This is a genomic window from Acinetobacter sp. 742879, from assembly GCF_000588535.1.
Classification (GTDB): domain Bacteria; phylum Pseudomonadota; class Gammaproteobacteria; order Pseudomonadales; family Moraxellaceae; genus Acinetobacter; species Acinetobacter pittii.
This window is the reverse complement of record NZ_JFYC01000004.1, coordinates 1-25,926: the sequence shown is the minus strand read 5'-3', so window position 1 is coordinate 25,926 and position 25,926 is coordinate 1. Positions and strand designations below refer to the sequence as shown.

Genomic DNA, 25,926 nt, shown 5'->3' with positions numbered 1-25,926 from the left:
TCTAATTTTCGAGCGACCTAATAGGTCGCTTTTTTTTTTGGAGTCTAAAAAGATGAAGCAAGCCTATAGTTTGCTCGAAATCAAAGCGGTTGATGAAGAGCAATGGGTGCTTGAAGGGATAGCAACAACACCAACGCCAGACCGCGTTGATGATGTAGTAGAGCCTAAAGGTGCTCAATTCACTTTGCCAGTTCCATTTCTTTGGCAGCACGATAAACGTCAGCCAATTGGACAGGTAGTAGAAGCAAACGTTACCGATGCTGGCATTCAAGTCAAAATTCAATTGACTAAACCTGATCAGGTTGAATCTGAAACTTTAAAAGCTCGCCTTCAGGAGGCTTGGGACAGTATTAAAACTGGTCTTGTCCGTGGCTTGTCCATTGGTTTTCGAGGCCTTGAAATGGCTGATATTCAAGGCACATGGGGCTACAAATTTATTAAATGGGATTGGTATGAGTTATCAGCTGTAACTATTCCAGCTAATCAGGAAGCAACCATTACAGGGATTAAGTCCCTTTGCCAAAACAAAAAGGCAAATCCAGAACAAACACCACAAGAAAAATCTCTGTTGTGTAATCCACCGTCGTTGAAGAATCCAGCAGCTCCAGTGCCAAAAGTTGGTGGAGTGAAATTGCTTGATACGCCTAAATTTAAATCTACTGGAGTAAAACTCGTATGACTTTGCAACAACATATCGACAAGATTAAAGCAACTATTCAGGATACTCAGAAAAAAATCTCGGGTATTATGGAAAAATCACTTAAAGATGGGAAAACTCCTGAGGGTGAAGATGAAGCTACTATCAAAGGCCATGAAGCTGAAATAGATAATCTAAAACTAAACTTAAAACGTTTAGAAGATATTCAAAAATCTCAATCAGATTGGTCAAACAATACAACTCCTGTTGAGGGACAAAATCCTACTGAAGCAGTAAAAACTACTGGTGGAGAAAAAATTGAAGTTAAACCAAATCTTGAAAAAGGTATTGGGTTTGCTTTAATGGTTAAAGCCTCTGCTGTAGCAGCAAATAGTAAAGGCCAAGTTACCGCAATTGATGTATTAAAAGCTTGGGGTGCTCCTGAGATCGTTCAAAATGCATTAAGCGAAAAAGCGGTGATTGGTACTACGACTGATGCAAACTTTGGTTCAAGTTTAGTTAATTATGAAAACTTAACTGGAGAGTTTATTGAATTACTCCGAGGCAGAACGGTTGTTGACCGTTTGGCCCCAAAAATGCGTCAAGTACCGTTCAATATTAAAATGCCTTCACAAACAGGTGCGTCAACAGTTGGTTGGGTAGGTGAAACAAAGACTAAACCTGTAACAAATCCAACATATGGGAATGTAACGCTATCTAAATCTAAAGTAGCAGGTATTGTTTTGCTATCTGAGGAGTTAGTTCGTTTCTCAAATCCTAAAGCAGATGCATTGGTTCGTGACGATTTGGTGAAATCAACAGCTGAATTCCTAGATGATCAGTTATTTGATCCTGATAAAGCAGAATCCGATGATAGCCCTGCATCACTTCTCAATGGTGTAACAGCAATTGATAGCTCAGGTACGACAGCTGCTCAGTATGAAGCTGATGCCATGAAGGTAATTAAGCAGCTAACTGATGCAGGTATTTCTTTAAGTGGTGCAACTTGGGTGATGTCTGAAACTCGCGCTGCATCTTTAAGTATTATGCGAGATACTTTAGGTAATAAGTATTTTGAAGGTATGAACTTAAATGGTACTAAGTACTGGTTGACGTTACCTGTTGAAATTTCAGAAAAAGCGGAAGATATTATTGCTTTGGTTGTCCCTGGTGAAATCTTGCTTGCTGATGATAATTTCATGGATTTTGCAATTAGTACTGAAGCAACAATTAATCTAGGAACGGAAGCTGCGCCAAACTGGATCAACTTATATCAAAATAACTTGATGGCAATTCGTGGTGAGCGTTTTATTCGTTGGAAAAAACGTCGACAACAGGCAGCTGGCTATATCAAGTACCCTACAGCTTAAATTTTTTGCAAAACAGCCCAATAGGGCTGTTTTTTTATGCCTAAAGAGGTATCGAAATGCCTAAAGTCAAATTTCTTGTCGATTTGTGTTCAGGTCCAGCTGGTACAGAGGTTGATGTTCAAGATTATGAAGCTAATTTGCTTTTACTGTTGGGTGTAGCTGAATTAATTGATGGTTCTGAGCTTGAACAAGTAAAAGCTGAGTCATTGGGTAAAAATTCTCCAAAAACAATTCAAGGATTAATTATTCAACCCGAAGGTGTTTTATTAAATCTTAATGGAACCCCAGTAGTTGATGATTTCGGTAGTTTTGTACCGATTGCCCCGCAGAATCCTATAAAGACAGCTCCAAAAGTTGTCAAATCCTCCAGTAAAACAGGTAAAAAGGGTGCATAAATGGGATTTCTAAGCAATGTTTTCCGTAGAAAGTCCATGACACCTGTGTCTGGTACAGGTGGGTGGACCTCTGTTCAAGAGTCATTCATGGGTGCTTGGCAACGAAATATGGAATTAAAGCGTGAAGATTTGCTCTCATTTCATGCAGTTTTTGCCTGTGTTTCGTTAATTTCAAAAGATATTGGGAAATTACCCCTTGAGCTGCGTAAGCAAGAGGGTTCTGTTTGGGTTTCCACTAAAGATGAACGTTTTAAGTTTCTTGAAAAGCCAAATCGATTTCAAACCATGCAGCAGTTTTTGGAATACTGGATTATTTCAAAAATTACTCGTGGGAATACCTACGTTTTAAAATTTCGAGATGCTTTTGGGAAAATCATTGGTTTAATTGTTTTAAATCCTGATTTAGTTAAGCCGTTGGTAAGTGATGCTGGGGAAGTTTTTTATCAAATCAGTATTGATAAATTGGCCCAAGTCGGCCAGTCCTTAATTTTGCCAGCTTCTGAAATTATTCATGATCGTTGGAACTGTTTTTATCATCCTTTAGTTGGACTGAGTCCTATTGTTGCTTGCTCCTTGGCTGCATCACAAGGTATTGCCATTCAAAAATATGGATCAAGTTTCTTTGCAAATATGAGTCGACCTAGTGGTATTTTGACCAGTGCTGGAAAAATATCTGATGAGGATGCAAAAAAAATCCGAGATGCTTGGAACCAAAATTACTCTTCTGGAAATGTAGGTAAAACTGCAATTTTAGGCGGGGATATGAAATATGTCCCTATGGCAATTCCTGCTTCAGATGCCCAAATGATTGAGCAACATAAAATGAGTGCTGAGGTAGTTTGCTCAGTATTTAATGTTCCTGCTTTTAAAATCGGTGTTGGTGGAATTCCGCAAGGCCAGAAAGTTGAAGATATGAACCTTATTTACTATGGGGACTGTCTTCAAAGCTTGATTGAAGCAATTGAGAATATGCTTGATGAAGGTCTGGAGCTTAAAAAGTCAGGTTTTGAAGCATTTTTGAATCTTGAAGCATTGTTGAGAATGGATTCAACATCTCAAATGAACTTCTATGCTCTTGGTGTTCAGCGGGGCATATTCTCACCTGACGAGGCTAGAGCCAAGTTTAATTATAAGCCCGTTGCTGGTGGGCATACTCCATATATGCAGCAGCAAAACTTTTCATTGGAAGCTTTGGCTAAACGTGATTCAAAGGAAGACCCGTTTGCTAATAGCAAAGGAGGTAAAAATGCCGCTGACAGTGAATGATGTAATCCGTCACCTTAAATATGATGAAGGCAGTGCCGATCTGGATGATTTACAAAGCTTGCTTGATGCAGCTGAGCAGGCTGTAAAAGATCATGTGTTGACTAAGTACGATGCAGAAAACAAAGCTCAGCAACGAGCAATTTTATTGTTGTGCGGCTATTACGATAAGTATCGAAATTTAGAGGGTGAAATGCCCACTAATGGTTTTTTCCTGCCGCAACCTGTATTGGTCCTTCTTAATCCATATTATGTGCCATTGGCGATTTAATTATGGATGAATTTATTGAGTGGGTTAAACAAACGCCACATTATAAAAACCTCATTTTTATGCATGGAGATCGTCTCTTCATTCGAGAAAATGGGGTTTTTAAGATTTTGGCAATTCAATTGGCTTATGAGGCTTGGACAAAATGACATGTTCAGGATGTGAGGCGAGGCGTGAGTGGATTAAACAAAACCTCCAGCGAGCAGACCGAAAGCGGAAATTGTTGTTGCAATGGCTCGCTGGTCAACGAATTGATTCTAGTGGTTCGGGAGTTAATTCAGGGAGTCAAAGCTCAGAACGAGGTGATGGCACAAATCATGGATCAGAACAGTGAGTTAATCTCAATGTTGCAATCTGATGATGAAGATGATGACGATAATCCTGAATATTTGAGTGACTAATTATGTCGGGTATTAGTGCTGGAGAGCTTTGTCACCGAGTCATTATACAACGTGATGAAGGCTCAAAAAGAAATGAAAATGGTTATGAAGGTCCTGCTAATTGGCAGGATTTTTTGCATTTATGGGCCAAAGTTACCCCTTTATCTGCACGTGACTTAATTGCAGCCCAAGGGAACCAGTCGCAAGTTGTAGCACGATTAAAGATACGACATCGAACAGATATTGATAGTTCAATGCGCGTTATTTTTAAAGGTGTGAAATACGCAATTGATGGTCCTGCCTTGAATGACCCTGAAACGGGGAACATCTACAGTACTTTTTTGCTTTCGAGTGGAGTGGAAAAGTTCAAGGAGGGTTAATTGGAAAAATTTGCAATCTGGAGTGGTGAAGAAAATCCAGCACGTAAATTAAAACATTTAGCTGATCCGAAAACAGCAAGACGAATTGCGAGAAAAGCAGCTCGAAAGGGATTTAATAAAGTGCGTGATGCTGCTCGGCAAAATGCACAATTAATTGATGATCCTGAAACCCGTGCCAATATTTCCAAAAACATCAAAGTTGCAGCAGGAAAAGTTGGCAACAGAGACTTAATTAAAATGCGTGTTGGTATTGATGGCGGTGCATCATTTGCTGCAACCCTAAAGCCTACAAGTGGTGGTGATACTCGTCACTGGCGTTTCGTTGAGTTCGGGACTGCTTATGTTCCTGCAATTCCTTTTATGCGTGTTGCCTTTTACAGCAAAATTGATGACGTGATTGAAACCTTCGCCCAAGTCTTTAGTGAAGAAGTGGATAAGGAGTTGGCGACATTATGAGTTACCTACCTATTTATAAAACATTAAAACAATCGCCTGCTGTTGTTGCAATTTTGGGTGCTGAGCCAAGGGTATATGAAGATATTGCTCCCGTAGGGGCAACGGTTCCCTATGTCGTATGGCAAGACCTTGGTGGTAAATCCTTAAATTATGTAGATAACATGCCAGCAGATAATGATGATGTTATGTATCAGTTAAAAGTATATGACACTAATGCGGAGCGTGCCTCCGAGGTTCGTTCTGTTGTACGCAAGGCTTTAGAGCTTTATTGCTACATATTAAACCCACGTATTAGCGGTGTAGACCCTCCAACTAAACAATATTTCCGCGGCTTTGATGCCAGCTGGATACATGAAGCTTAATTAAATTATTCAAACATTAGCACCCTTAAGGGTGCTTTTTTATTGCCTATAAGGAGCAAATCTCATGGCTAAAAAAGGTATTGTCGGTAAAGGTACAGAATTTTGGGCATTGCATGGCACTGTTCCTACATTGACCAAATTACTTTGTATTAAAACCTTCGATTGGGGGGATGAAAACTATGATGAATATGACAGCGGTTGCTTAGATGATCCCGATGTTGATCAAAGTGAATTCATTCTTGGTAAGCCGGGCGACGGATCAATTGCAATTGATACTGACCCAAAAAATGCGACTCACTTACAAGTACTTGAGTTTGCAAAATCACTTGAAAATTTTGTTCTGTACGCTGGTTATTCTGATGGTACAGGTGCGCCAACTCTAACGGATAATGTGGTGGATCTGCCTGATACTCGCTCTTGGTCATATGCGACAGTAAAATTGCGTCGAGGTAAACCAGTGATTGAAGCGAAATCGCTTCTTAATCATAGTTTGCCGTTACGTCGCCAATCTGAAATTATTGATGAGTGGAAGGTTACAGCATGAAGCTCAAATCATTAAAAGGGGTAACAAAAATCGCTGCTCCAGTTGAGCGGACAGTTAATTGGGCTGTTGAAGTTACTGAAGAAAACTTTGCTTTTCTTCGGGATTCAACGGGAAATCTTGAGCTTCAGTTTGGTGAAATGGTGGACCTTTCGGGTCAAGTCTTTATTAAGCGTTTGAGCTTTGAAGATATTGAAGCAACATCAAAAGCCTACCAATGGGACTTTGATTTTGAAAATATTGAAAACTCGAAAGTTATTGGCCTTAATCACCGTCTTTTACGTGCTGCTCAGTTATTGGGATCGGTTTGTGAAGATGAAAAGGGCACTAAGTTCTTTGAGTCTGTAGACGATGTATTTGATTCTGACCCAATCTTTGTTGAAGCCTTGTATCAAGTTGCGGACTCGGTGAATAAGTTTTCGGGAAAGTCTCAGAAAAAGAATTCGAAGAGTACGAATTCTGGTGTGAACTCGTCATCTGCGGAATCGGTGGAAACCGAATCGAAGACACATGGCGAAACTTAAGTAACTGGGAAGTTAATATCTGGCGAGCTTATCGTGCAAAACGAGGCTCGCTTTTTGTTGGTCGTAGAGTTGAGCAGGCAATAGGTAATTTAATGGCCTTCTATCACAATGGGAAAGTAAAGCCAGAAGATCATGCAGATCCGAATGATTTTATGCCTCATGAGGATGAGGTTGAAACTACCTTTGAAGAAGAAGCAATGAAGCGAAAACGAAAACAAGAGGCCACCTAACGGTGGCTTTTTTATGTCTGGAGAAATTTTATGGCAACTAATCTTGGTACTTTGACCTTAAACTTGCTGGCAAATACTGGGTCATATATCCAAGGTTTGTCACGTGCCGAGCGTCAAACGCGTAATAGTACAAGGGGAATGGCCGATGGCTTTGATTTGGTGGGCAAATCCTTAACTGTGCTTAAAGGTGTTGTTGCTGGTTTATCTGTAGCGAGTGTTACATCATTCGCTTTAGAAGTAATTAGAACGGGCAATGAAATAGACAAACTTGCAAAGCTTTCAAATTCTTCAGTATCGCAATTTCAATATTATTCTAAAGGTGCTTTAACTGCTGGCATTAGCATTGAAAAATTCGCCGATCAAATGAAGGATATGCAAGATCGTATCGGTGACTTTCAGCAAACAGGCGGTGGGCCACTTGCGGACTTTTTTGAGAATATCGCCCCATTAGTTGGCGTGACTATTCAGCAGTTTCAAAAGTTATCTGGACCTGAAGCATTACAACTTTTTTATAATTCATTAGAGAAAGTTGGCGCTACAAAAAACGATATTAAATTCTATATGGAGCAGATTATTTCTGACTCTTCCCAGCTTATTCCACTATTAGAAAATAACGGAAAATTATTTAAAGAGTGGGGTGATAGAGCTAAAGAAACTGGCGCGGTTATGTCAGATGACATGGTTGGAAGTTTGGTTGAGGCTCAAAAGAATTTACAGATTTTTGAAATGCAATGGGAAGGTCTGAAAAATGGCCTAGTTGCTGACGTTATCCCAGCTCTCCAAATGGTTGTACAAAATACCGATACGATTAAAGCTGTAGCGGTAGCAGCAGCTGCTGCGATTGGTACAAAGTTAGTTGTACAGGGCACTATTTTAGCTGGCACGTTTACCATGGCAGCTATACGTGCTGGTGTAATGGAAGCTACTTTAATTAGTATGCAAGGTGCAGCAGCTACTACAGCAACTTCAATGGGGGTTTTGCGTGGTGCGGTTGCTTTCTTGGGTGGCCCAGCAGGTCTAGCTATGCTTGCTGTTCAGGCAGTTGTTGCAGGTGGTGCATACTATGCAATGAAATCTGCTACTGATGAAAGTACAAAATCCTTAAATGATCAGGGTGAATCAATTGAAAGTTTGATTGGTAAATATGATTCATTGAGTGTCGCTAAACAAAAAGCCTTTTTGTACGATGAGCAACAAAAATTAATTACTGCTACTGAAGAATATAAGCAAGCTGAAAATCAAGTTGCTGCTTATGCAAGTAGTATTGCCAATGTTGCTAACGTTAGTAGTCGATCTGCCCAATTGATTGAAGAGTGGCGTAAACAATATTTAGCTGGGGGGATTACTGCAACACAGTTATCCGATTTGATTGGTTCACTCGGTGATGTTCAAGACGTATACAACTCACATATGGTTGAGTATGCGGGCATAGCTGATAAAGCAAACACTAAATTGAATAACCAAAAGAGTTTAGTAGATAGCTTGTCAGATGCAAACCGTAAAGTGACCAAGACTCAAGAGGATCAAAATAGAGTACTAGATAGTGCTGTTGCAAAATACCAGTTACTCACCAAATCTCAAAGAGATTATATTGCGCAAATTAATCAAGATGAGGCAAGACAAAGATACATCCAAAATACAATGCGTATGGGGGGGTGGTCTAAAGAACAAGCGGAGCAGTTTGCTGATGCTCAGGTAAGTGCGAATGGTGAAAATGCTTTTAAGGTTGGGCTTCCACAAGAAGTTGTGAATGCAACTTTGAAATCTTTCAATCGGAAAAACTATAAGTTCGGAAAGCAGGACTTGGAAGCTATTGCAAAAGTCCAAGGTATTGCTAAGGCAAATAACTTTGCCCAGATTGAAGGTTTGTATGGATTGCCAGCAGGAACCTTAGCGGCATATGTCTTAGGCGAATCTGGTGGAAATGAAAAGGCAGTTAGTCCAACAGGGGCAACAGGGTTATTTCAGACCACAAGCATATTTAGGAGACAATATAAGGACATATTATCTAAAGGTGGGAATTCAATTGAGGCACAGGCTACGGCTGTAGCTGATGCAATTGCTCTAGGTCTTAAAGAGTTTGGTAGTCTTGATAAAGCGTTAATGTCAATTAATGCTGGGATAACTGGAACTTACAGATATATAGATGGCAATATTGGCTATGGAAAAGGTCAAATGTCGCCAAAAAAAGCCAAAGAGGTACAAGGTTATTATCCTAAGTTTGCTAAATATTTTTCTGCTGTAAATGGTAAATCCACTGTTGATGACTCGATTTTAAACCCGTCACAGGGTGATCTACTTGGGTTAATTGATGAAGCTGCTGAAGCAAAGAAAAAGCTTGATGATGCTCGCAAGGATTATGAAGGCAATTATCTGACCGAGCCTCAAAAGCTTTTACAGGACCATAAAGATAACCTTGAAAAAGCAGCTATCCTTTATGGTGGTACACCCCAGCTTAAGGAAATGATTGATAAGGAAAACGCACTGTATGCTGCTCAGTCGGCAAAATTAATTGCTGATGAGCAAAACAAGTATAACCAGTACTTTGCTTTTGAAACTGATCGTATCAAGCAGATTGAACGCGATTATGAAAATCAAAAGCAACTTGTCTTGGCTGATGTTGAACTGAACAAGACTAAAAAAGCAGAAATTACTTCGGCTTTAGATCGTCAGAAAGAACAGGAAATTGCGTGGGAGAAACTTGAGCAACAGCAAAGATTAAGTGATGCGAGTGCATTCTTGCGAACTGAAATTGAAAATATTCAAATTCGGTATGCATTTGAGCGTGAGCAAATTTTACTTAATTCTCAACTTGCAAAAGATGAGCAGCAGCAGCGTATTGCACTTTCAAAAGCTCAAGAGCAGCTAGGTCTTTTAGATCAGGCAACTCAAGCGAGTGGTGCATGGGATGCAACTTACGCTGATATGAATGGTACGGGTCAATTTTACCAACTTGATCAGCAGCGGCAAGGCCGAACTTCTCAATCAATGGCGTTGGCAAATGCACAAGATGCATTGGCGCAAACTGCTGCTGAAAGGGAAGCGATATGGCAGGCTCATAAAGAACGTATGTTTATGATTGACCAGCAGTATGAACTTGATAAGGCTTCACTTGGCACTAAGGCGGCATCTGATACTTTGTCGGGCATGACCGATTTAATGGGTTCTTTGCTTGGTGAGCAATCAGCTGGTTATAAAGCAATGTTTGCAATGTCAAAAGCTTTTGCTATTGCTCAGGCTATCATTAACGCACCAAAAACATTCTCGGACGTTTATGCATCTGTAGCTGCTATTCCTTACGTGGGGCCTTATTTGGCGCCTGTGATGGCGGGTGCTGCGGTCGCAGTTCAGTTGGCCCAAGTTGCACAAATTAAGTCAACTAACTTAACGGGTATGGCCCATGATGGTATTGATTATGTACCGCAGGAAGGTACTTGGTTATTAAACAAAGGTGAGCGTGTATTAAGCCCGCGTCAAAACCAAGACTTTACGCGAGCCATGGCTGAAAAACGTTTTGATTCCCAAATCAACATTACGATTAACAACAATACCAGTGCCGTAGTTACTGCCCGTCAAGATTCAAACGGTGGGGTAACGATTGATGTTGTTGATGAGCGTATAGCGAGATCATGGGAAAACTTAAATCGTGCAAACAGTGATGAATCTAGGGCTGTAATGGATAATTTTAATGTGGGCCGTAATCGGGGAGGTTAAAGGTGGATAGATTCATGCTTTGCCCTATGAAAGAAGGCTATAGCTTTACACCAGGGAATAATCTTAGGGAACAAGAAAGTGAAGGGGGGCCACCGAGACAGGTCCCCTTTTTTATTGGCGCTTATCATCGTGTAAAAGTCACCGTGCTTTTGGATAAGAAGGGCAAGCGCCAGTACTTTTGGGCATTCTGGCGGCTCAAGCAGCGTAAACCTGAAAACTGGCTTTGGAAATTATCATTAGATAATGGGATTTCTGAAGAATGTGAGTGTCGCTTTATTTCATCTTCACTTCCAAGTGAATCATATCGAAATAAGGTGGTCATTAAGGTGACGTTTGAAGTCTTGGTTAAACCCGTATACCGAAGTGAAACTGATGATAGAAATATCGTTAATTATCGCCAAGGAGGTTTAACTCCAGATGTTGAGAAAATCCCTAATGAATGGTTCCCAGCAGCGACTGGAGTTAACAATGGCTAAGATCACACCAATTATGCTTTCTCTCTTGGATCAATCGAGTGGATCGGTTGGTCTGGTTGAGTCAATTGAGGTTACTCACCCGAACTGGTCTGAGGCCTTGCGTTATGTTGTTAATTCTAGTGAGCCTTTGATTTTAACTCATGAGGACGGTCAGTTTTTTGAATATAAGCCAACCATACTTACTATTGAGCGTGGAAGTGATCAAGACAATCTTGATCAGACTATAAGAGTTTCAGTCGCAGATTTAGGCCAGCAAATCCCTGATTTAATAGATCAGGTTTATCTTGATGATGTGCCAATTTTGCCCGTACTGAATTATAGAGCTTATCTCACGGGGGTATATAACGAGCCATCTTTTATTGATAAGGGATTGCTTATTGAAAATGTCTCACGTAGTTACAAGGGTTCAACTTTTGAAGCTAATGCACCTAATTTAAATGATTCGGGTACTGGTGAGCTTTATGTTGCAAGTACTGATCCAAGCTTGAAAGGGTTTTATTGATGGATATTAGACCGTTATTTCATCTTAGATATGATCCAATTAATTTTCATTGTGTTCATTTCGTGATAGCAGCTGCAAAGCATATTTATGGGCTGGATTATTCGCAATGCTTTATCGGTTTAACGGGTTCTATTGATGAGACTTTAAAAACGTCCCGTGAGACGGTTCACAGGAACAAACTGATTAAGAATCCAGTCGAAGGCTGCATTGTCTTGATGACACATTTAAACGGAAGCTCGCATGTCGGGCTTTTTTTTCGCCATAAGGTTTTTCATTTAACAGAGCAAAGTGTACAGCGGATCACTTTGCATCAAGCTGGAAAGATTTTTAAAAGGATTCGTTATTATGAGCCAAATTTGTATCATCAATAATGCACTTGATGGATCCGACAAATATTTTTTAGAAACAGATAGTATTTTATACACCTACCTTCAATACAAGAATAAGTACCCGCAAGCTCTTATCTTTAAAGGTAATCCATGCCCTGAAAATAATATAACGCCTACTGGATCAGGTGACAAACAGGCAATTGCTCGGCTAATGGAATCGAATGATGACTGCACCATAGTTTTATATTCTGGTGATTTAATTTCGATGGTTAACTGGGTGGTTGGTAAAGTAATTGGGGCGGGAATATCCGCTTTAGTTAAAGTGCCTAAAGCACCACTTAATAATGCAGGTACAAGCACGGGTTCCAGTAATAACAATTTATCAGACCGTGAAAATCGCCAGCGTCTTAAGCAGCGGGTTCCATTTATTCTTGGGCGTGTAAAGTCTATTCCTGATTTATTTGCTCCAGTGGTTCGCTATTTTAAAAATGATGTCGAAGTTGAAGAAACTTTGATGTGTATTTGTGAAAACCATGTTCAAGTGTCTGATTTCAAGGAGGGTGATACACCTATACAGGAAATTTCGGGAACAAGTGTAACGGTCTATGGGATTGGACAGTCATTAATAGGCACTGAAAATATTTTTAAATGGGGGGATACATTTGATCAGCCGCCGATGATTGCAAAAAAGACTTCATCGGTAAATGGTCAAACAGCTTTATCACCGAATAGTACCCGTATTGAAGCTTCAGACATTTATTTTCAATTTCCTAATTTGATTAAAACGACGAGTTCAGATACAGCGGGTAATTTCTCAAAGTTTTTAGTTAATGAATCTTTGATTATCTCTGGGGCAAATTTTGGAATTGCGGATTTAAATGTCACAGGCATAACCAATATTGATCCCGTAAACAAAACATTGTCCATAGCCTCAGATCAGACTGTGACAGGGTATGACACGTATAGAAAGATTAATGTAACGTCTCTTCTAGTGACTGATCCTGTTAATGGTCAATTAGATTTGGCAGGCTTATATGATGTGACGAGCATTGTGTATAGCGGGGGTATTTATACGATTACTTTAACTAATCCAACAAATACCAATATTAATTTCTCCAGTCTGACCGAGTCAGCATCCGAAAATATCTCAGCAAGTTTTACTGCAAACAGTGCGAATATTTTTCTTGATGGAAGTTATGTAGTCACAGGTGTTGATGTAGATAACAAGGAGATTGCTTTAGCAACTCCAAGTGCTGTAAATCCTGATTGGTATAAATTGGCAGATATAACTGATCAGAAAACGGGTCTAGGTACAATTAAGCTTCGTGGCAGTAATGAGAACTACATTGGGTGGTTCACCATTGATTCAAAAGATGCCACAGGGTTACTGCTGAACTTTCAGGCTTTAAACGGTATCTATCAAGGTTCTGATGCAAAAACTGTAGAGATAAGTGTTGAGTATCAAAGCGTAGTTGGCGGTGAGCCTACTGGCATAATTTATACCAAAACGATTTCTTTAACTGGCAAGCCAAACAATAGAGATAGTGTCGGCGGTTCAATGTGGATTGACCTTCCGTTCTCTGGAGCTGTTCGGTTTCGTGCGCGCAGAACAAATGATAATGGTGACTCGGCAGATTTGTCTGATGAGACAAAGTTTGTCAGTGCATATGCATACCATTATTTGCAAAAACTGGTGTATGACAATCGTACTTTGCTGCGTAGTAGAACACAGGCAACACGTACAGCCACTGCTTTAGATAGCCGTGAATTAAACTGTATCGCTGAAAGCTTGGTTTATAGCTATAGAACAGGAGTACGTTCTGGAACCCGTATTCCTTCGCGTAATATTGCGGACCTTACCATTGAACTTGCTTTACAAGACAAAATAGGTCGACGGGTAATTTCTGAAGTTGATGTAGAAGCTTTATATCGGGTGGTAGATGAACTTACTGAATATTTTGGTTCTTCCAAAATGGCAGAGTTTAATTATACGCTTGATGATGCTAACCAATCATTTGAAGAAATTATGCGGATGATTGCAGCTGTAACATGCTGTCATGACCGAAGAAGTTCAATAACGCTTTATTACGATTTTGAACGTTCGGATAATGTGCCAAGCATTTTATTTAATCATCGGAATAAAAAGCCACAATCTGAAACCCGTACAAATAGTTTTAAAGTTGAAAACTATTACGATGGTGTAGAACTCACTTATGTTGATAGTGAAGAGGGTTGGATTGAAAAGACTTTAAAAATACCTAACGAGCAGATTAATAACCCACGCAAAATAACGGGTTATGGGATTGTCTACAAACAGCAAGCGCATATTGTTGCTTGGCGAGCATGGAATAAGTTGCGGTTTAAACGAGTTTCTTGTCAGTATGAGGCGTATGCGGAAGCTGAGCTAGTCAATCAAGGAGATGTCGTTGCATGTGTTGATGATACTCGGCTAACGCCTATTTTCTTGGGTGATCCTGATGAAATGGTGTTATCTGGTGAAATCCTAGATTGGAATGGACTTACGATTACAGGTTCACAACCATGTGTTCTAAATACAGATCATGAATTTTTTATTCATTTGCAGCTCAAGAATAAAATGATTGATGTTATCCCAATCGTTCAGGGTGAAAACAGTTTTCAGTTTGTGCTTTCACGCCCTCCAAATGAATCACTGGTGACTAAAGGAGAGGTCAAGACCGTTTATTCAATTACAGCTGATGATCGCCAAAATGATCAACTTTTTTTAGTGACTAAAAAAGATGTTAAAGGCATTTTTCAGAATGTCCTTACATCTATCAATTTTGACCCCCGTTATTATCAGAATGATAATGACATAAAGAACAACTTAGTCTGAGTAAATATTTAAGAATCCCCGCTTGTGCGGGGATTTTTTTGGAGAAAAAAATGGATGAGATGCTTGAGCCTGAAGATATAGCGGGTGCGAAAATTGACCTTGAAAATATTCGTCAAGGTGCGGGTGAAGATATGATTGTGAACCCGCGTTCTGGGTTGCCATATAAATCTCTGCCTATGGTTTCTCGTGAAGCTGAAAACAGAGGTGGTTTTATTTCGGCTCCGACACTAGATCGGTTGCAAGAAATTACACCAAGCTATAATTGGCAGCTTGGTCGTGATGATAGTACGGGTAATGAATATCGCTGGGATCCTCAATCTCTTCCAAGTCCTTCTTGGGTGCCAACTGGTAGAAACTCTTTAATAGATGCTCAGAAAGCTTTAGATGGGAGAATGCCATTAGATGCTGAGGATGCCTTGGAGCGTCATGAGGATAGCTCCGGATTTATGTATGAATATACTACTAAAGAAGGTGGTAAAAAATTAGTTGGATTAGATGGGAGTGTTCAAGATAATCTTAATGATTTAAAGGTTAAAGTCTTTAACCGTAATGGTGTGATTCCATATGCATTTGAAGATTCTGAGGGTAATGTATTTGGATATTTCGATGAGTTCTCAAACCTCCATCTTCCTAATAATATTTATCTTGGTAATAAAAGTCTTTTAGATGTTTTTCAAACTCCAAACTTTGACAGAGTTGCTGGGAAAGTTTACCAAGATTCTCTAAAAAACAAGTATCCGCCTCGGTCAGAATTTACATCTATTATTACTCGTAACGAATCTGATGGCTTAAGGAATCGAATGATAGCAGCCATCAAAATTTCGACTGGCTTATTTATGGTTTGGCATCGGCAAACTAAAGCAGAATACGATGGAGATGGTTCAGGGTCAGCGTTTTGGTGTGGCTTTGCTGATATTGATAGTAATTTCAATATTACAGTTCGAGATCGAAAATTATTTATATACCCAGATTCAGATGCGGGGATTGTTAAACATCCTCACCTAGGGCGAACAAATGATAATCGCTTAATTATGGTTTATGAAAAATCTATTGGTTATGTAGAAGAAACATCAACAAATAAGGTGAATTACATTAGATATGTTAGATACTCATCTGATGAGGGTGTTACTTGGACAGAACCTTTAGAGCTTTCATACATTAACAATCCTCCGACTTCAGCTTTAAAAGCACTAGGTACAACATGTGAAGTTTTAAAATTAAAAACAGGTCGTTTAATTGTTGCATTATATTCTGCTACAGGTCATGCGGGATGTATCTACTCTGATAACAATGGTATTTCTTGGGCTTACTCAAACGTATGGATAATTCAATCAAATTGGGGGCAAGAGCCTTCAATTACTTTTGATAGTAAAGATAATTTGATTATGAGTATTCGCCCCAAATCAAGTAATCCTATGTTTGCTGCATTTGCAAAAAGTACAGATTCGGGTGAAACATGGAAAATTATTCATACGAACAAAGTAGCAAGCGTTACAAACCAATCCTTTCTATTTTATGACTCTGCCTTGGGTTTGCATATTGTAAGTCATGATATAGATCCAACAAATAAGAGAATAAAGTTTAGGCTTTCACTTTCTTACGATGATTGCAATACATTCCCTATCCATTATGCGCCTTTCTTGGATACCAAATATGTGGGTTATACCCAATTGATAAAATGGGTAGATGGAATTTACTTGTTACTCATGGAGCACAACGAAACATGGGTGGGTTTGAACACAAATGAAGACTTAGCCATTCAACTTCTTACCATTTCGGAGATTGTAAACAATGTCACTAGTATTTAAATCTGACAAAACATCCATTTATAATTTTGGTACATGGAAATCAATATCAGTAACAGCCGAGGATGCTTTTAATATTTACAAACAAAGAGTCTTAGCAGATGGTGGTGTAATTCAAGATGAAGCTGCGACATTAATTGCTTTCAAATTTTTGATTGATAATGGCCTTTATGGTGCAGCTCGGACATGGGTTTCTTCTAAATTTGGATTAAAGCTTGAGGGAAATGCGGTTGTAAAAGCCTATGCTATTGATGGTGAAGATTTAATAGCTCAGCTATATGGGACTGGTGTTTACCCGACACTTACTGCTAATGGTATAAAATTTAACAATTTGCGAAATGATGTAGTTAATGGAGGCATATTTACTACTGAAAAAAAAATAGGTTTTAAAGGTAAGGGTACAGTGGTGGGGCTGCAAATTTATTCACAAATTCCATCAACACCAACCCAAATGATTCATGCAGGCATAACTTTACATAACGAACAAAATAATGTTAGTCCGCTTTTCTTCGTTTTGACTGCTTCAAATGGGACTTTTTTAACTTTGAGACGTCAAACAGGTACTGCTAATCAAAATAGCACTGTAAGCACTACTTATGTAAATATTGATATGAACATGACAACAGACCTTAATAATCGGTTTGTTTTCAGAACTTCTGAAATTTTAACTACTGGAGAAGGTTATAGAAACGGCCAATTAGTTACCAATCCTCTAATGAATCCAGCAAATTTTGATAGTTTTTATGCTTATTTAGATTTTGGTGGTGTGAATTATCACTCAGCTGGAGCGCCGAAACGAGCATTCTCAGAGATAACAGCCAAGCACTTTTTTCTATTTGATGATATGAATAATGAAAGAGCATTAGCGTTATCTCATATGAATATTTAATTGTTTTGAATTGGCTGGCAATGCTTCTTTTGAATACGGTATTATGTTTGGGCTAATAAATTTATAACCTTGAAATTATGAAAAGATTTGAAAGCCTAGATTGGTTGCGAGGGTTAATGGCCTTCGCAATCATGATTTATCATTTAATAGGATGGCAGTTGTTTCATCCAGAGTCAGGAAGTGTTTTAGGTAACTTTGGAGTATATGGAGTTTCAATATTCTTTGTGCTTTCTGGTCTAAGTATGGGAATTGTATACAACAATTATATTAAAGACCTTCACACATCTTTTGTATTCTTTGTCCGTCGTTTATTTAGGCTCTTGCCACTTTTATGGATAGCAATAGCCGTAGTATCAGGCATAAGCTTTATATTACATGGGCAAATTGATTTATATAAAATCTTCTTAAACGCAACATTATTATTTGGTTTTGTTGCGCCAGCAGAATATATAAACATTGGAGCTTGGAGCATTGGTAATGAAACATTCTATTATGCATTCACTCCATTGCTTATTATGCTTTATGCTAAGCATAAACAGTTAGGGAATTTGGCTGTTTTGGGTTTGGTTGCTGTAGGGATTTATTTTGCTTTTTATGCGTTAGATTCTAGCAAGCCTCTGTCAGAACAATGGCAAACATACATTAATCCTTTTAACAATTTTTTCCTATACGCTTGTGGTTTGGCTTTGTATTACAACTTTCATGAAATAAGCATGAAAAACATTGCTAGTGTTTTGGTTTTAATCTCTCTTGCTATTTTGTGCTTGTATCCAGTTGCTGGTGATCAGATTAACATCACTACTGGGGTAAACCGGGTTGTTTTTGCGTTGGCTTCAATAGCTTTGACATTAGGCTTCTATAAGCTTGAGATAGAATTGCCAAATTGGTTTTCTAAACCTTTTGCAAACTTGGGTGAAGCTACATATGGTGTCTACTTATTACATCCAGTCGTTTACATGTTTGTTAACAAGGTAGTTCATCAACCAGTACTTTGCATTATTGTTACTTCAGTCGCAACAATCATTGCTGCAAATATTTCATACCGAGTTTATGAAAAACCATTTATCAAGATTGGTAAAAAATCTACTACCTTTGAAGTGAAGAAGATAGAACAGGTAAGCTAGTTGATGAAAGTACTTATAGTTGTGACATTCTTTATTCTAACTATTTTAGCGCTTATCGGTGGCATAGTTTCGGGGGATAAGGTTTTTATATTTATTGCTTTCTTACTTTTTCTTGCTACATGGTTATTGAAAAGTTCACTAAAAATTGAGTTTCTAAATAAAGATTAGAAATTTTCTTGAAATGAAGCACCCAATCTGGGTGCTTTTTTATTGCCTAAATTCTGGAGAAATGGGTCATGGCAGATAATCAGCAAATTATAGACACGTCAACAGCTTTGGCGACAAGTAAAGCTGCAACATACGGGGGTAGTGTGGTAGGAGCAGCTTCAGCGTGGATCGGCTCAATTGATCTAGCTTTTTGGGTAAGTATCATTATCGGTTTGGCTGGTTTCTTAATGAACTGGTACTACGCTAAAAAGAAAAATAAGCGTGATGAAATTGCCCTTAAAGCATATTTAGAAAGCTTAGAAAAAGGTGAGTGTAATGTCAAACAAGACTAAAATTGCGGTGGTACTTATAGCAGCTTCGGCTGCTTTTTTTGTGCCTTTAAAAAATAAAGAAGGTTATACAGCAAAACCCGTTATTCCTGTTGCTGGTGATGTTCCTACACAGGGTCATGGCACAACCGTTAAACCGAACGGCCAAAAAGTAAAAATGAACGATCCACCGATTAGCCGAGATACCGCTGATAAATGGCTGCGTAATCACGTAAGTAAGGATGAAGCATTTTTAAAGAAATCTTTGCCTAACGTGAAGCTTACTCAAATTGAATATGAAGTCTATTTGGATTTTATTTATCAGTACGGGCAATCAGCTTGGACTGGCTCATCTATGCGAAGGCTACTTTTAGCGAATAAGCCCCGACAGGCATGTGATGCATTGCTGAAGTGGAAATACGTCGCTAAGCGGGATTGCAGCATTCGTAAAAATAATTGTTATGGCGTGTGGACTAGACAGCTTGAGCGTCATCAAAAGTGCGTAGGTGAAAACTCATGACTTGGATTCTCTTAAATAAGCGTTGGACCGCAATCATTATTTTAGTGGTTGTGGTTGTTATACAGACAGCTATCACAAATCGCTATGCAGGCCTTTTGAAACAAGCTGAACAGCAATGTCAGTCACAAATACAAGATATTGAGCGAAAGCAAGTAAAAGCGCTTGCTGAAGCACAAGACGAATTCAATCAAGTGAGCGCAGAGTATGAACAGCTTAAGTCAGAACAACGCACAAAAGTCGAGTATGTTGAACGTGAAGTGCAAAAGATCATTGAGCGTCCTGTTTATCTCAATCGTTGTATTGATTCTGACGGGGTGTACCAGATCAACAGTCTTATTGAAGCCAAACGTACCAGCTAATTTAATGCAACCATGCGAGCGATTTAATAAGCTTGAAGATGGGACGGGTAAAGTTATCACTCCATGGATTATTGATACATTAGCTAAAGGGAATGAATGTTCAGCTAAAGTAGATGCATGGATAGAAATAGGAAAAGCCCTCAGGTGAGGGCTTTTATAATTTTACTCTCCAAAATCTGATTGTTTTATTAGGTGTGAAATATTGTCAGGAATTATAATACTCTTAATAATTGGATGTAATAAAATTCCGTTTTCGTAAAAGTCAAAAACTATCCTAAATTCATATTCTTTGTTGTATCTTTCTGGTTTTAAATATTTGATATTTTTGAATATGTCTATTAAGTCACTTTGCATGGCATCTATATTATGGTTATCTAAATATAAATCTCTATCACTGTAAAGGATATCTTGAAAATGACTTTTTACAGTTAATTTTTTGGGATCTTCAATATGCTTTTGAAATATTTGATCACCACTTTTTAACATTTTAATAATCTCATCAATTAAAGCATTTTCAATTGCTTCTACAAAGCGCGCTCTTTTGAAGTAACTTACATACCAATAATCATCGTAGTCTGGGAAAATAGTTTTTGAATCTTCATGATTATTAAGTTTTGATATACAAAAAATAAATCGATTATTATTGATCCAGTTATATGTTGCTCGATAATCAATTTTTATGTATTTACCATATGAATGCTTTATTTCCAAATTTTCAACATGTGCTCTTAGATAACTATTATGGGAATTATTTAAATGATTGAATAAATCAATTTCTATGTATTTGTCCCTGATATCAAAAAAAATATTGAAAAAACCTTCCTCTTTATCAGCAATTTGTTCACTTTCAGTTTCTCTATACTCATGTAGTGTGCCAATTTTGAGAGTTTTGGAATTGCAAACATTATACTTTCTTGTGCAACTTTTGACTAAAAACATATCTTATTTGTTCCAAATTCGATCTATAAAAGAATGGTATGGGTGCTGTTTAGCATAATATTTACTTTTTATTGATCTAAACACTATCTTTGTTAATTATCTATAGTCAACATGCCTTCAAACGTAAAATAATTATTAGATTTAAGATTTTGAGACATCGACCAAGACCGATTTTGATACATGCTCCCGCCAAAACCTAATTTAAATTTTCCGAACTTCTCTTGTATCCCTTCAATAGCACACATCAAATTCTCTGTTTTTTCTAGGTCACTATAATCCGTTAGTAAGTCATAAGTATAAGTGTGCTTGCTCTCCAGTGCAGTCAAAACAACCCCGCATTTTTTGAAGTCCACGCCAGTTTTAAAAATGTAATCAATCATTCTAGTGGTCGCTTTTACAAGCTTTCTAACGTCATCTGTTGGTACAGCAAAGGGTTGAGAAATTTCTTTTTTATAGAATGGCTTATTCACATCAAACGGGCTTGAGTGAGCAAAGCCGATGATGCAGCCGCATAGAGCCTGATCCTTTCTTATTCGCGTAAATGCTTCTTGAGTCCTTCGCGCAATGGCTTCTTTTAAATCGTCCTTTTCAGTTATTTTTTGCTTAAATGCACGTGATGAAATGATTTGTTTGCGAGAGGGTGGGGTGTCTTCAATTTCGATGCATGCAATACCGTTAAGCTCCAGCACTGTACGCTTCATAACAACGCTAAATAATGATTCCATATGGTAAGGGTTAGCCATCATTAAATCATAGACCTTGCTAATCCCCATCGCCTCTAGTTTCTTAGAATGTTGTCTACCGACTCCCCATACTTCTGATACGTGAGTTTGTTTGTAAAGTAAATCTCTAATATTGGCTTCAAAGGTGGTTAGGTTACACACCCCATCAAATGTCATGTAGGTTTTAGCAAGATGATTTGCCATCTTGGCTTCAGTCTTGCTTCTGCCTATTCCAACGCATACTGGTAGACCGATCCATTGCCATATGCGATTTTTCATGAGGCGGGCGTAGGCATCTAAATCATAGTTCTGTCTGTATGCTGTCAGCTCCAGAAAAGCTTCATCAATGCTGTACGTCTCATGCTCATGAGGAGCTACAAACTGTTTTAATATTGCGTGAAATCTACGGCTCATTTCAGCGTAAACAGGGTAATTGCTGGAGAGTACAGCTACATTATGTCGTTTTACTAAATCAATAATTTTAAATAGTGGATCACCCATTTTGATACCAATCGCTTTCGCTTCAGCTGAACGTGCAACAGCGCAACCATCATTATTGGAAAGCACAATAACAGGTTTGTTAATTAATTGAGGGTTGAAGAAACGTTCTATACTGGCGTAGCAGTTGTTCACGTCAACCAAGCAAAAAATACGCGGTTTCATAAAAATTGATTTCGTTACAAATTCAAGTTTATGGTAGAGATGAGGCTTAAAAAATTCAAATTATAAAAATCTTTGGAAATCAGGGACACGACAATTAAGGTCGCAAGAATGAGTGCATTTGGTCGGAAATTAAACGGTTGAATGAATTAATCCTGAATAATTTTGATGAGTTTGGCCTTTTATTAATTTATGATCTGCGACAGAAATGCGTCAATAGTATTTTAAGTATTTGAAAATAAATATATATGCTTGTCCTTGACATCGTAGAGGTCTCCAGTTCGAGTCTGGATATACCTACCAAGATTTAAAGTCATATAAACTCGAATAGCTTTATATGACTTAAAAAGCCCTAAATTATAATGGTTTAGGGCTTTTTTATTGTTTTTATAAATTAATTTCAGTTTCTATATTCGCCTAAAAGAGCAATTTCATTTCCTAAAAGGCTGAAGCAGTTTGGAGCTTTTTTAATACCGAATGTTTTAGATAACGATAAATTCTTTATTAATAATTAAAATTAGCGAAGTACCTCCTATTTGAGGTACTTCTAGGATCTATATTTATGCAAAAAAAACTTCCAATACCAGATAACTTACCAAATCATTTAACGGACATTTTTTATCCTATCAATATAAATTTGCCTAAAGGTGATTTAAAAGAAACTGTAGAGCTGGATAAAGCAATAAATCAAGTTAACGCAAGTGATGTATATGCTTCACAGGATTATCCTCTGCATAATTTATCTGAATATGCGGGTTGGGCTCTTAACTCAGAAACAACTCAATCTGCAAGTAAAGATAGCCCTTTATTAATTACTCATTGGTATTATTGGGGACAACAGCTTTATAGATCTATTAATCCTTATAAATTAGATCTAAAAGCTCCAAGTTTGTTAGAAATTCCTGCCTATACAAAATTACCAGAGTCTCTAGACTCAGTGATTGCTGAACAAGATGAAAGATTAGATCTTTCTGATACCGATGCTAAAAAGATTAATGGTTTTATTCCTGCCATGCATGGTGTTATCCCAAAGGGCAGTATATTTAAACAAGGCGATGTGATTCTAAAAAAAGATGAGAAACTGACTCCTGAAAAATTAATTGTTTTAAGACGAGCGGGAATCAAAGAATTATCTATATATAAAAATCCCAGAATTCTCATTGTAAGTATGCATTCTTTTGATCAAGAAGAAATGAGTGAGGAAAGTCTTTATGTTAAAGATGTCTTGAAAACATGGGGCTATGAGCAAGTAGAAATCAAATCACTCAAACCTGAACGTTTTGATGCGGCATTTAATAATCTTAAAAAAGATAATGACCCAGCTTTAGATGACTCATTAACGACGAGCAGGGACGATTATATAAAGTTCTTTGAAGAACAAACCTCAAACTTTGATTTCATTCTTTGCTGCACATATCAAAATAATCGTTCTTCTTTATTCCAGCTTGAAAAACTTCCAATCTTTGATCAAAGCAGCATGTCATCGGCCTTGAATACACGTTGTATACCAGCTAATGAAATTAAAATTCTTAAAGGCCAAGATAGGACTCCACCTAGCCGTGAGACTGTGCAGATATATGATGAAAGCGGTAATCATAAAGGTATGCGTGTAGTCGTTACAGAAGACAAAGCGACTATCATTAATTTACCGGGTGACATCCAAGATATTACGATTCTGATGCATGCTTTTGTGAAATATATTTTGAATAAGCACATCTCAAACTTTTTTGATCATGCTTACTTTAAAGGTAAAACTGACATAGAGATTGTTCCTGATGTGACAAATAGAAAGTTGTTGTGGGGTCATTATAAGGCTCAAGAGAATGGGGAATATGTATTAGAAATTATTGAGCAACAACAGTCATATCGAATAGAGCCATTTGTTAAAGCTAATTGTATTGTGATAGTACCTTTTCAAGAGCAGGCAATTGCAAAAGGCACTGATTTATATTTTATGAAAATAGATTAAATCTATTTTCTATTTATAACTTAATTGGGTGGTGTAACCTTTAAACTTTTTAAAAGGTTACAGCCTATAAAGTTATAGCCGCCAAATCCCCCACCTTTATAAACCCTCATTTAACAATAACTATCTCATTATTTATCCTTACTTTTTAATGATCTAATTTAAAACAAATGTCATTTTGTGTGCTTGACTGCTAAAGAGCAGGGCACTATCCTTTGCCTGCTGGCCACATTGCCAGTCGGTTGTCGCAGACCGTTCCGAAAAAGCATTAAAAGTTAATTCTTTTAGTGACGAACCCTCGTGCCCCCTCTACGGTGGAATGATCTGACCCCATAAAGTTGGACAGTTAGTTAAGCAGTTTTTAAAAACTGGTTTCTATATTGTACAGGGGATAAACCTTGTAGCTTCACCTTGATTCTCTCATGATTATAATAATGAATGTACTCTCGTATAGTTTTCTCTAACTCATCAGTTGATTGAAATTTTTCACCATGAAAGCACTCCGATTTTAATATTCCAAAGAAGCTTTCTATTACAGCATTATCTAAGCAATTTCCTTTACGAGACATACTTTGAATTAAACCATGTTGCTTTAATTGCTGTTGATAATGAGCCATTTGATATTGCCATCCTTGATCTGAATGGAGAATTTGTTTCTCATGTCGCTTAAGTTTAGCTAAAGCATGAATGAGCATATCTTTCACTAACTCATAATTGAGTTTACGTTGGATCCGGAATGTAATAATTTCCCCATTAAATAAATCTATAATTGGTGATAGATAAAGTTTTTCACCGTTAACATTAAATTCCGTCACATCAGTTGCCCATTTCTGGTTGGGACGGTTCGCTTTAAATTGCCGTTGCATAATGTTATCGGCCACCATCCCGACACAACCACTTTTATATGAGCGATATTTTAGTGCTCTGATACGTGATTTAAGTCCCATAGTTTTCATAAGACGATATACACATTTATGGTTGATTATTATTCCTGTACTTTTCAGAGCAAGAGTAATTCTACGATAGCCATAGCATCCCTTATGCTTGTGATATATGGACTTGATCTGCTGTTTTAACTCAGTATATTTATCCTTAGAGCGTACAGCTTTCATGTGATAGAAATAAGTACTACGAGCGATCTTGGCAATACTGAGTAAGAGCTTTAATGGATAAATTTGCCTTAATTCTGAAATAACTTGAACACTGTCTGCAGTAGAAATTGAATTTAGGTACGTTGCTTCAGTTTTAAGGCTTTTAGCTTTTTTAAAAAGGCAACCTCTGCTCGTAAAGCGGTCACTTCATCAATGAGCTCCTGCTGAGATTTATCTTTGTCATCTTTTACAGACTTGGTTATTTTAGTTTTATCTTGTTTAAGCATATTGGTATAAATCCTCGTGGTATTAAACCCAGCAATCCCTTCTTTATGATACTGAGCTAGCCACCTTCTTAAAATTGACGTCCCGCTCAGATTTAACCGTCTTCTAACTTCTCTTACCGGTATCTTATCAAGAAGCATTTGTACAGCCTTGATTTTAAATTCGGAAGAGTAGTAGGTTTTTTTAGTTTTAACATTCAGGCCATCTTCACCTTGTGCCTTATAGTTTTCAATCCATAAGCGGATGGTTTGGAGATCTACATTAAATTCTTGTGAAAGGATTTTATATCCTTTACTTCCCTCTAAATAAGCTTGAATGACTTTTAATTTTAACTCTTTTGAATGCTTCGGAATTGGCATAGAGCACACCTCATAAGTTTTAAAAGTCTAACTTATGGGGTGCAGTTCAG

Annotated in this window: 29 protein-coding genes; 25 read left to right on the top strand and 4 right to left on the bottom strand. The window is 37.9% G+C overall.

The genetic code is table 11. The features are described from left to right. Positions 1-52 precede the first annotated feature (52 nt). From J690_RS0104265 to J690_RS10885, 24 genes are all read left to right on the top strand, one after another. Positions 53-679: an HK97 family phage prohead protease gene (locus J690_RS0104265; RefSeq protein WP_050688040.1), complete on the top strand. Its 627-nt coding sequence runs from the start codon at positions 53-55 to the stop codon at positions 677-679. After that, entirely contained in the window at positions 676-2,007 is a 1,332-nt protein-coding gene (locus J690_RS10975; RefSeq protein WP_032035800.1) for a phage major capsid protein, read from the top strand. The genes J690_RS0104265 and J690_RS10975 overlap by 4 nt, the downstream gene beginning before the upstream one ends. A gap of 56 nt (positions 2,008-2,063) precedes the next feature. Continuing rightward, positions 2,064-2,402, top strand: coding sequence for a hypothetical protein (locus tag J690_RS10970; protein WP_032035797.1), 339 nt, complete (start codon positions 2,064-2,066; stop codon positions 2,400-2,402). Then, on the top strand, positions 2,403-3,668 hold the full coding sequence (locus tag J690_RS10965) for a phage portal protein (RefSeq protein ID WP_032035795.1): 1,266 nt from the start codon (positions 2,403-2,405) through the stop codon (positions 3,666-3,668). It begins immediately after the preceding gene. Beyond that, on the top strand, positions 3,649-3,936 hold the full coding sequence (locus J690_RS10960; protein ID WP_032035793.1) for a head-tail connector protein: 288 nt from the start codon (positions 3,649-3,651) through the stop codon (positions 3,934-3,936). The genes J690_RS10965 and J690_RS10960 overlap by 20 nt, the downstream gene beginning before the upstream one ends. Before the next feature lie 2 nt (positions 3,937-3,938). Beyond that, positions 3,939-4,082: a hypothetical protein gene (locus J690_RS24380; protein ID WP_171073730.1), complete on the top strand. Its 144-nt coding sequence runs from the start codon at positions 3,939-3,941 to the stop codon at positions 4,080-4,082. Positions 4,083-4,106: 24 nt separating this feature from the next. Next, positions 4,107-4,334 carry a hypothetical protein gene (locus J690_RS0104260; protein WP_032035791.1) on the top strand — a complete coding sequence of 76 codons (228 nt, stop codon included), beginning with the start codon at positions 4,107-4,109 and terminating at the stop codon, positions 4,332-4,334. 2 nt (positions 4,335-4,336) lie between these two features. Beyond that, on the top strand, positions 4,337-4,693 hold the full coding sequence (locus J690_RS10955; RefSeq protein WP_032035789.1) for a phage head closure protein: 357 nt from the start codon (positions 4,337-4,339) through the stop codon (positions 4,691-4,693). Then, a complete protein-coding gene (locus tag J690_RS10950; protein ID WP_050688039.1) occupies positions 4,694-5,149 on the top strand; it encodes an HK97-gp10 family putative phage morphogenesis protein in 456 nt (151 codons plus the stop codon). Continuing rightward, positions 5,146-5,511 (top strand): tail completion protein gp17, encoded by a 366-nt coding sequence (gene gp17 / locus J690_RS10945; protein WP_032035785.1) that lies wholly within the window; start codon positions 5,146-5,148, stop codon positions 5,509-5,511. The genes J690_RS10950 and gp17 overlap by 4 nt, the downstream gene beginning before the upstream one ends. Positions 5,512-5,575: 64 nt before the next feature. After that, the gene (locus tag J690_RS10940) at positions 5,576-6,055 is read left to right on the top strand and encodes a phage tail tube protein (RefSeq protein ID WP_032035783.1); all 480 of its coding nucleotides are present in this window, start codon (positions 5,576-5,578) and stop codon (positions 6,053-6,055) included. Next, positions 6,052-6,576 (top strand): phage tail assembly chaperone family protein, TAC, encoded by a 525-nt coding sequence (locus J690_RS10935; RefSeq protein ID WP_032035781.1) that lies wholly within the window; start codon positions 6,052-6,054, stop codon positions 6,574-6,576. Before J690_RS10940 ends, J690_RS10935 begins: the two co-directional genes overlap by 4 nt. A 92-nt stretch (positions 6,577-6,668) precedes the next feature. Next, entirely contained in the window at positions 6,669-6,806 is a 138-nt protein-coding gene (locus J690_RS24690) for a hypothetical protein (protein WP_322835852.1), read from the top strand. 30 nt (positions 6,807-6,836) lie between these two features. Beyond that, positions 6,837-10,520, top strand: coding sequence for a transglycosylase SLT domain-containing protein (locus tag J690_RS10930; RefSeq protein ID WP_032035777.1), 3,684 nt, complete (start codon positions 6,837-6,839; stop codon positions 10,518-10,520). Between the two features lie 14 nt (positions 10,521-10,534). Next, positions 10,535-10,996, top strand: coding sequence for a hypothetical protein (locus tag J690_RS10925; protein ID WP_032035775.1), 462 nt, complete (start codon positions 10,535-10,537; stop codon positions 10,994-10,996). Then, positions 10,989-11,498: a hypothetical protein gene (locus J690_RS10920; protein ID WP_032035773.1), complete on the top strand. Its 510-nt coding sequence runs from the start codon at positions 10,989-10,991 to the stop codon at positions 11,496-11,498. Before J690_RS10925 ends, J690_RS10920 begins: the two co-directional genes overlap by 8 nt. Further along, positions 11,498-11,869, top strand: a complete 372-nt coding sequence (locus J690_RS0104250; protein WP_032035772.1) for a hypothetical protein — start codon at positions 11,498-11,500, stop codon at positions 11,867-11,869. Before J690_RS10920 ends, J690_RS0104250 begins: the two co-directional genes overlap by 1 nt. Further along, entirely contained in the window at positions 11,844-14,681 is a 2,838-nt protein-coding gene (locus tag J690_RS10915; RefSeq protein WP_032035771.1) for a host specificity factor TipJ family phage tail protein, read from the top strand. The genes J690_RS0104250 and J690_RS10915 overlap by 26 nt, the downstream gene beginning before the upstream one ends. Positions 14,682-14,731: 50 nt before the next feature. Further along, positions 14,732-16,489: a sialidase family protein gene (locus J690_RS10910; protein ID WP_050688038.1), complete on the top strand. Its 1,758-nt coding sequence runs from the start codon at positions 14,732-14,734 to the stop codon at positions 16,487-16,489. Continuing rightward, positions 16,473-17,375 (top strand): hypothetical protein, encoded by a 903-nt coding sequence (locus tag J690_RS10905; RefSeq protein WP_032035769.1) that lies wholly within the window; start codon positions 16,473-16,475, stop codon positions 17,373-17,375. The genes J690_RS10910 and J690_RS10905 overlap by 17 nt, the downstream gene beginning before the upstream one ends. A 77-nt stretch (positions 17,376-17,452) precedes the next feature. Further along, positions 17,453-18,499 carry an acyltransferase family protein gene (locus J690_RS10900; protein WP_032035768.1) on the top strand — a complete coding sequence of 349 codons (1,047 nt, stop codon included), beginning with the start codon at positions 17,453-17,455 and terminating at the stop codon, positions 18,497-18,499. Positions 18,500-18,735: 236 nt separating this feature from the next. Beyond that, on the top strand, positions 18,736-18,999 hold the full coding sequence (locus J690_RS10895; RefSeq protein WP_032035767.1) for a holin: 264 nt from the start codon (positions 18,736-18,738) through the stop codon (positions 18,997-18,999). Beyond that, a complete protein-coding gene (gene lysAB3, locus J690_RS10890; protein WP_032035766.1) occupies positions 18,983-19,495 on the top strand; it encodes an endolysin LysAB3 in 513 nt (170 codons plus the stop codon). Before J690_RS10895 ends, lysAB3 begins: the two co-directional genes overlap by 17 nt. Beyond that, positions 19,492-19,854 carry a BAR domain-containing protein gene (locus J690_RS10885; RefSeq protein ID WP_032035765.1) on the top strand — a complete coding sequence of 121 codons (363 nt, stop codon included), beginning with the start codon at positions 19,492-19,494 and terminating at the stop codon, positions 19,852-19,854. The genes lysAB3 and J690_RS10885 overlap by 4 nt, the downstream gene beginning before the upstream one ends. A 162-nt stretch (positions 19,855-20,016) precedes the next feature. Here J690_RS10885 and J690_RS10880 read toward each other — a convergent pair whose 3' ends face one another. Next, positions 20,017-20,793: a hypothetical protein gene (locus J690_RS10880; protein WP_032035764.1), complete on the bottom strand. Its 777-nt coding sequence runs from the start codon at positions 20,791-20,793 to the stop codon at positions 20,017-20,019. Positions 20,794-20,885: 92 nt separating this feature from the next. Next, the gene (locus J690_RS10875; RefSeq protein ID WP_032035763.1) at positions 20,886-22,178 is read right to left on the bottom strand and encodes a Y-family DNA polymerase; all 1,293 of its coding nucleotides are present in this window, start codon (positions 22,176-22,178) and stop codon (positions 20,886-20,888) included. A 559-nt stretch (positions 22,179-22,737) separates the two neighbouring features. Between J690_RS10875 and J690_RS10870 the strand changes: the two genes are divergently transcribed. Beyond that, positions 22,738-24,144: a molybdopterin-binding domain-containing protein gene (locus J690_RS10870; protein ID WP_032035762.1), complete on the top strand. Its 1,407-nt coding sequence runs from the start codon at positions 22,738-22,740 to the stop codon at positions 24,142-24,144. Between the two features lie 347 nt (positions 24,145-24,491). Here J690_RS10870 and J690_RS24805 read toward each other — a convergent pair whose 3' ends face one another. Both J690_RS24805 and J690_RS24800 read right to left on the bottom strand, forming a co-directional pair. Then, positions 24,492-25,334 (bottom strand): IS3 family transposase, encoded by an 843-nt coding sequence (locus tag J690_RS24805; RefSeq protein ID WP_265596853.1) that lies wholly within the window; start codon positions 25,332-25,334, stop codon positions 24,492-24,494. 32 nt (positions 25,335-25,366) lie between these two features. Further along, on the bottom strand, positions 25,367-25,876 hold the full coding sequence (locus J690_RS24800; protein ID WP_002120495.1) for a helix-turn-helix domain-containing protein: 510 nt from the start codon (positions 25,874-25,876) through the stop codon (positions 25,367-25,369). Between the last annotated feature and the right edge of the window lie 50 nt (positions 25,877-25,926).

Bases quoted from the DNA above. Each gene is read 5' to 3' on its own strand.
- J690_RS0104265 (WP_050688040.1), top strand. From the start codon at position 53: ATGAAGCAAGCCTATAGTTTGCTCGAAATCAAAGCGGTTGATGAAGAG.
- J690_RS10975 (WP_032035800.1), top strand. From the start codon at position 676: ATGACTTTGCAACAACATATCGACAAGATTAAAGCAACTATTCAGGAT.
- J690_RS10970 (WP_032035797.1), top strand. From the start codon at position 2,064: ATGCCTAAAGTCAAATTTCTTGTCGATTTGTGTTCAGGTCCAGCTGGT.
- J690_RS10965 (WP_032035795.1), top strand. From the start codon at position 2,403: ATGGGATTTCTAAGCAATGTTTTCCGTAGAAAGTCCATGACACCTGTG.
- J690_RS10960 (WP_032035793.1), top strand. From the start codon at position 3,649: ATGCCGCTGACAGTGAATGATGTAATCCGTCACCTTAAATATGATGAA.
- J690_RS24380 (WP_171073730.1), top strand. From the start codon at position 3,939: ATGGATGAATTTATTGAGTGGGTTAAACAAACGCCACATTATAAAAAC.
- J690_RS10955 (WP_032035789.1), top strand. From the start codon at position 4,337: ATGTCGGGTATTAGTGCTGGAGAGCTTTGTCACCGAGTCATTATACAA.
- gp17 (WP_032035785.1), top strand. From the start codon at position 5,146: ATGAGTTACCTACCTATTTATAAAACATTAAAACAATCGCCTGCTGTT.
- J690_RS10940 (WP_032035783.1), top strand. From the start codon at position 5,576: ATGGCTAAAAAAGGTATTGTCGGTAAAGGTACAGAATTTTGGGCATTG.
- J690_RS10935 (WP_032035781.1), top strand. From the start codon at position 6,052: ATGAAGCTCAAATCATTAAAAGGGGTAACAAAAATCGCTGCTCCAGTT.
- J690_RS24690 (WP_322835852.1), top strand. From the start codon at position 6,669: ATGGCCTTCTATCACAATGGGAAAGTAAAGCCAGAAGATCATGCAGAT.
- J690_RS10930 (WP_032035777.1), top strand. From the start codon at position 6,837: ATGGCAACTAATCTTGGTACTTTGACCTTAAACTTGCTGGCAAATACT.
- J690_RS10925 (WP_032035775.1), top strand. From the start codon at position 10,535: ATGCTTTGCCCTATGAAAGAAGGCTATAGCTTTACACCAGGGAATAAT.
- J690_RS10920 (WP_032035773.1), top strand. From the start codon at position 10,989: ATGGCTAAGATCACACCAATTATGCTTTCTCTCTTGGATCAATCGAGT.
- J690_RS0104250 (WP_032035772.1), top strand. From the start codon at position 11,498: ATGGATATTAGACCGTTATTTCATCTTAGATATGATCCAATTAATTTT.
- J690_RS10915 (WP_032035771.1), top strand. From the start codon at position 11,844: ATGAGCCAAATTTGTATCATCAATAATGCACTTGATGGATCCGACAAA.
- J690_RS10910 (WP_050688038.1), top strand. From the start codon at position 14,732: ATGGATGAGATGCTTGAGCCTGAAGATATAGCGGGTGCGAAAATTGAC.
- J690_RS10905 (WP_032035769.1), top strand. From the start codon at position 16,473: ATGTCACTAGTATTTAAATCTGACAAAACATCCATTTATAATTTTGGT.
- J690_RS10900 (WP_032035768.1), top strand. From the start codon at position 17,453: ATGAAAAGATTTGAAAGCCTAGATTGGTTGCGAGGGTTAATGGCCTTC.
- J690_RS10895 (WP_032035767.1), top strand. From the start codon at position 18,736: ATGGCAGATAATCAGCAAATTATAGACACGTCAACAGCTTTGGCGACA.
- lysAB3 (WP_032035766.1), top strand. From the start codon at position 18,983: ATGTCAAACAAGACTAAAATTGCGGTGGTACTTATAGCAGCTTCGGCT.
- J690_RS10885 (WP_032035765.1), top strand. From the start codon at position 19,492: ATGACTTGGATTCTCTTAAATAAGCGTTGGACCGCAATCATTATTTTA.
- J690_RS10880 (WP_032035764.1), bottom strand. From the start codon at position 20,793: ATGTTTTTAGTCAAAAGTTGCACAAGAAAGTATAATGTTTGCAATTCC.
- J690_RS10875 (WP_032035763.1), bottom strand. From the start codon at position 22,178: ATGAAACCGCGTATTTTTTGCTTGGTTGACGTGAACAACTGCTACGCC.
- J690_RS10870 (WP_032035762.1), top strand. From the start codon at position 22,738: ATGCAAAAAAAACTTCCAATACCAGATAACTTACCAAATCATTTAACG.
- J690_RS24800 (WP_002120495.1), bottom strand. From the start codon at position 25,876: ATGCCAATTCCGAAGCATTCAAAAGAGTTAAAATTAAAAGTCATTCAA.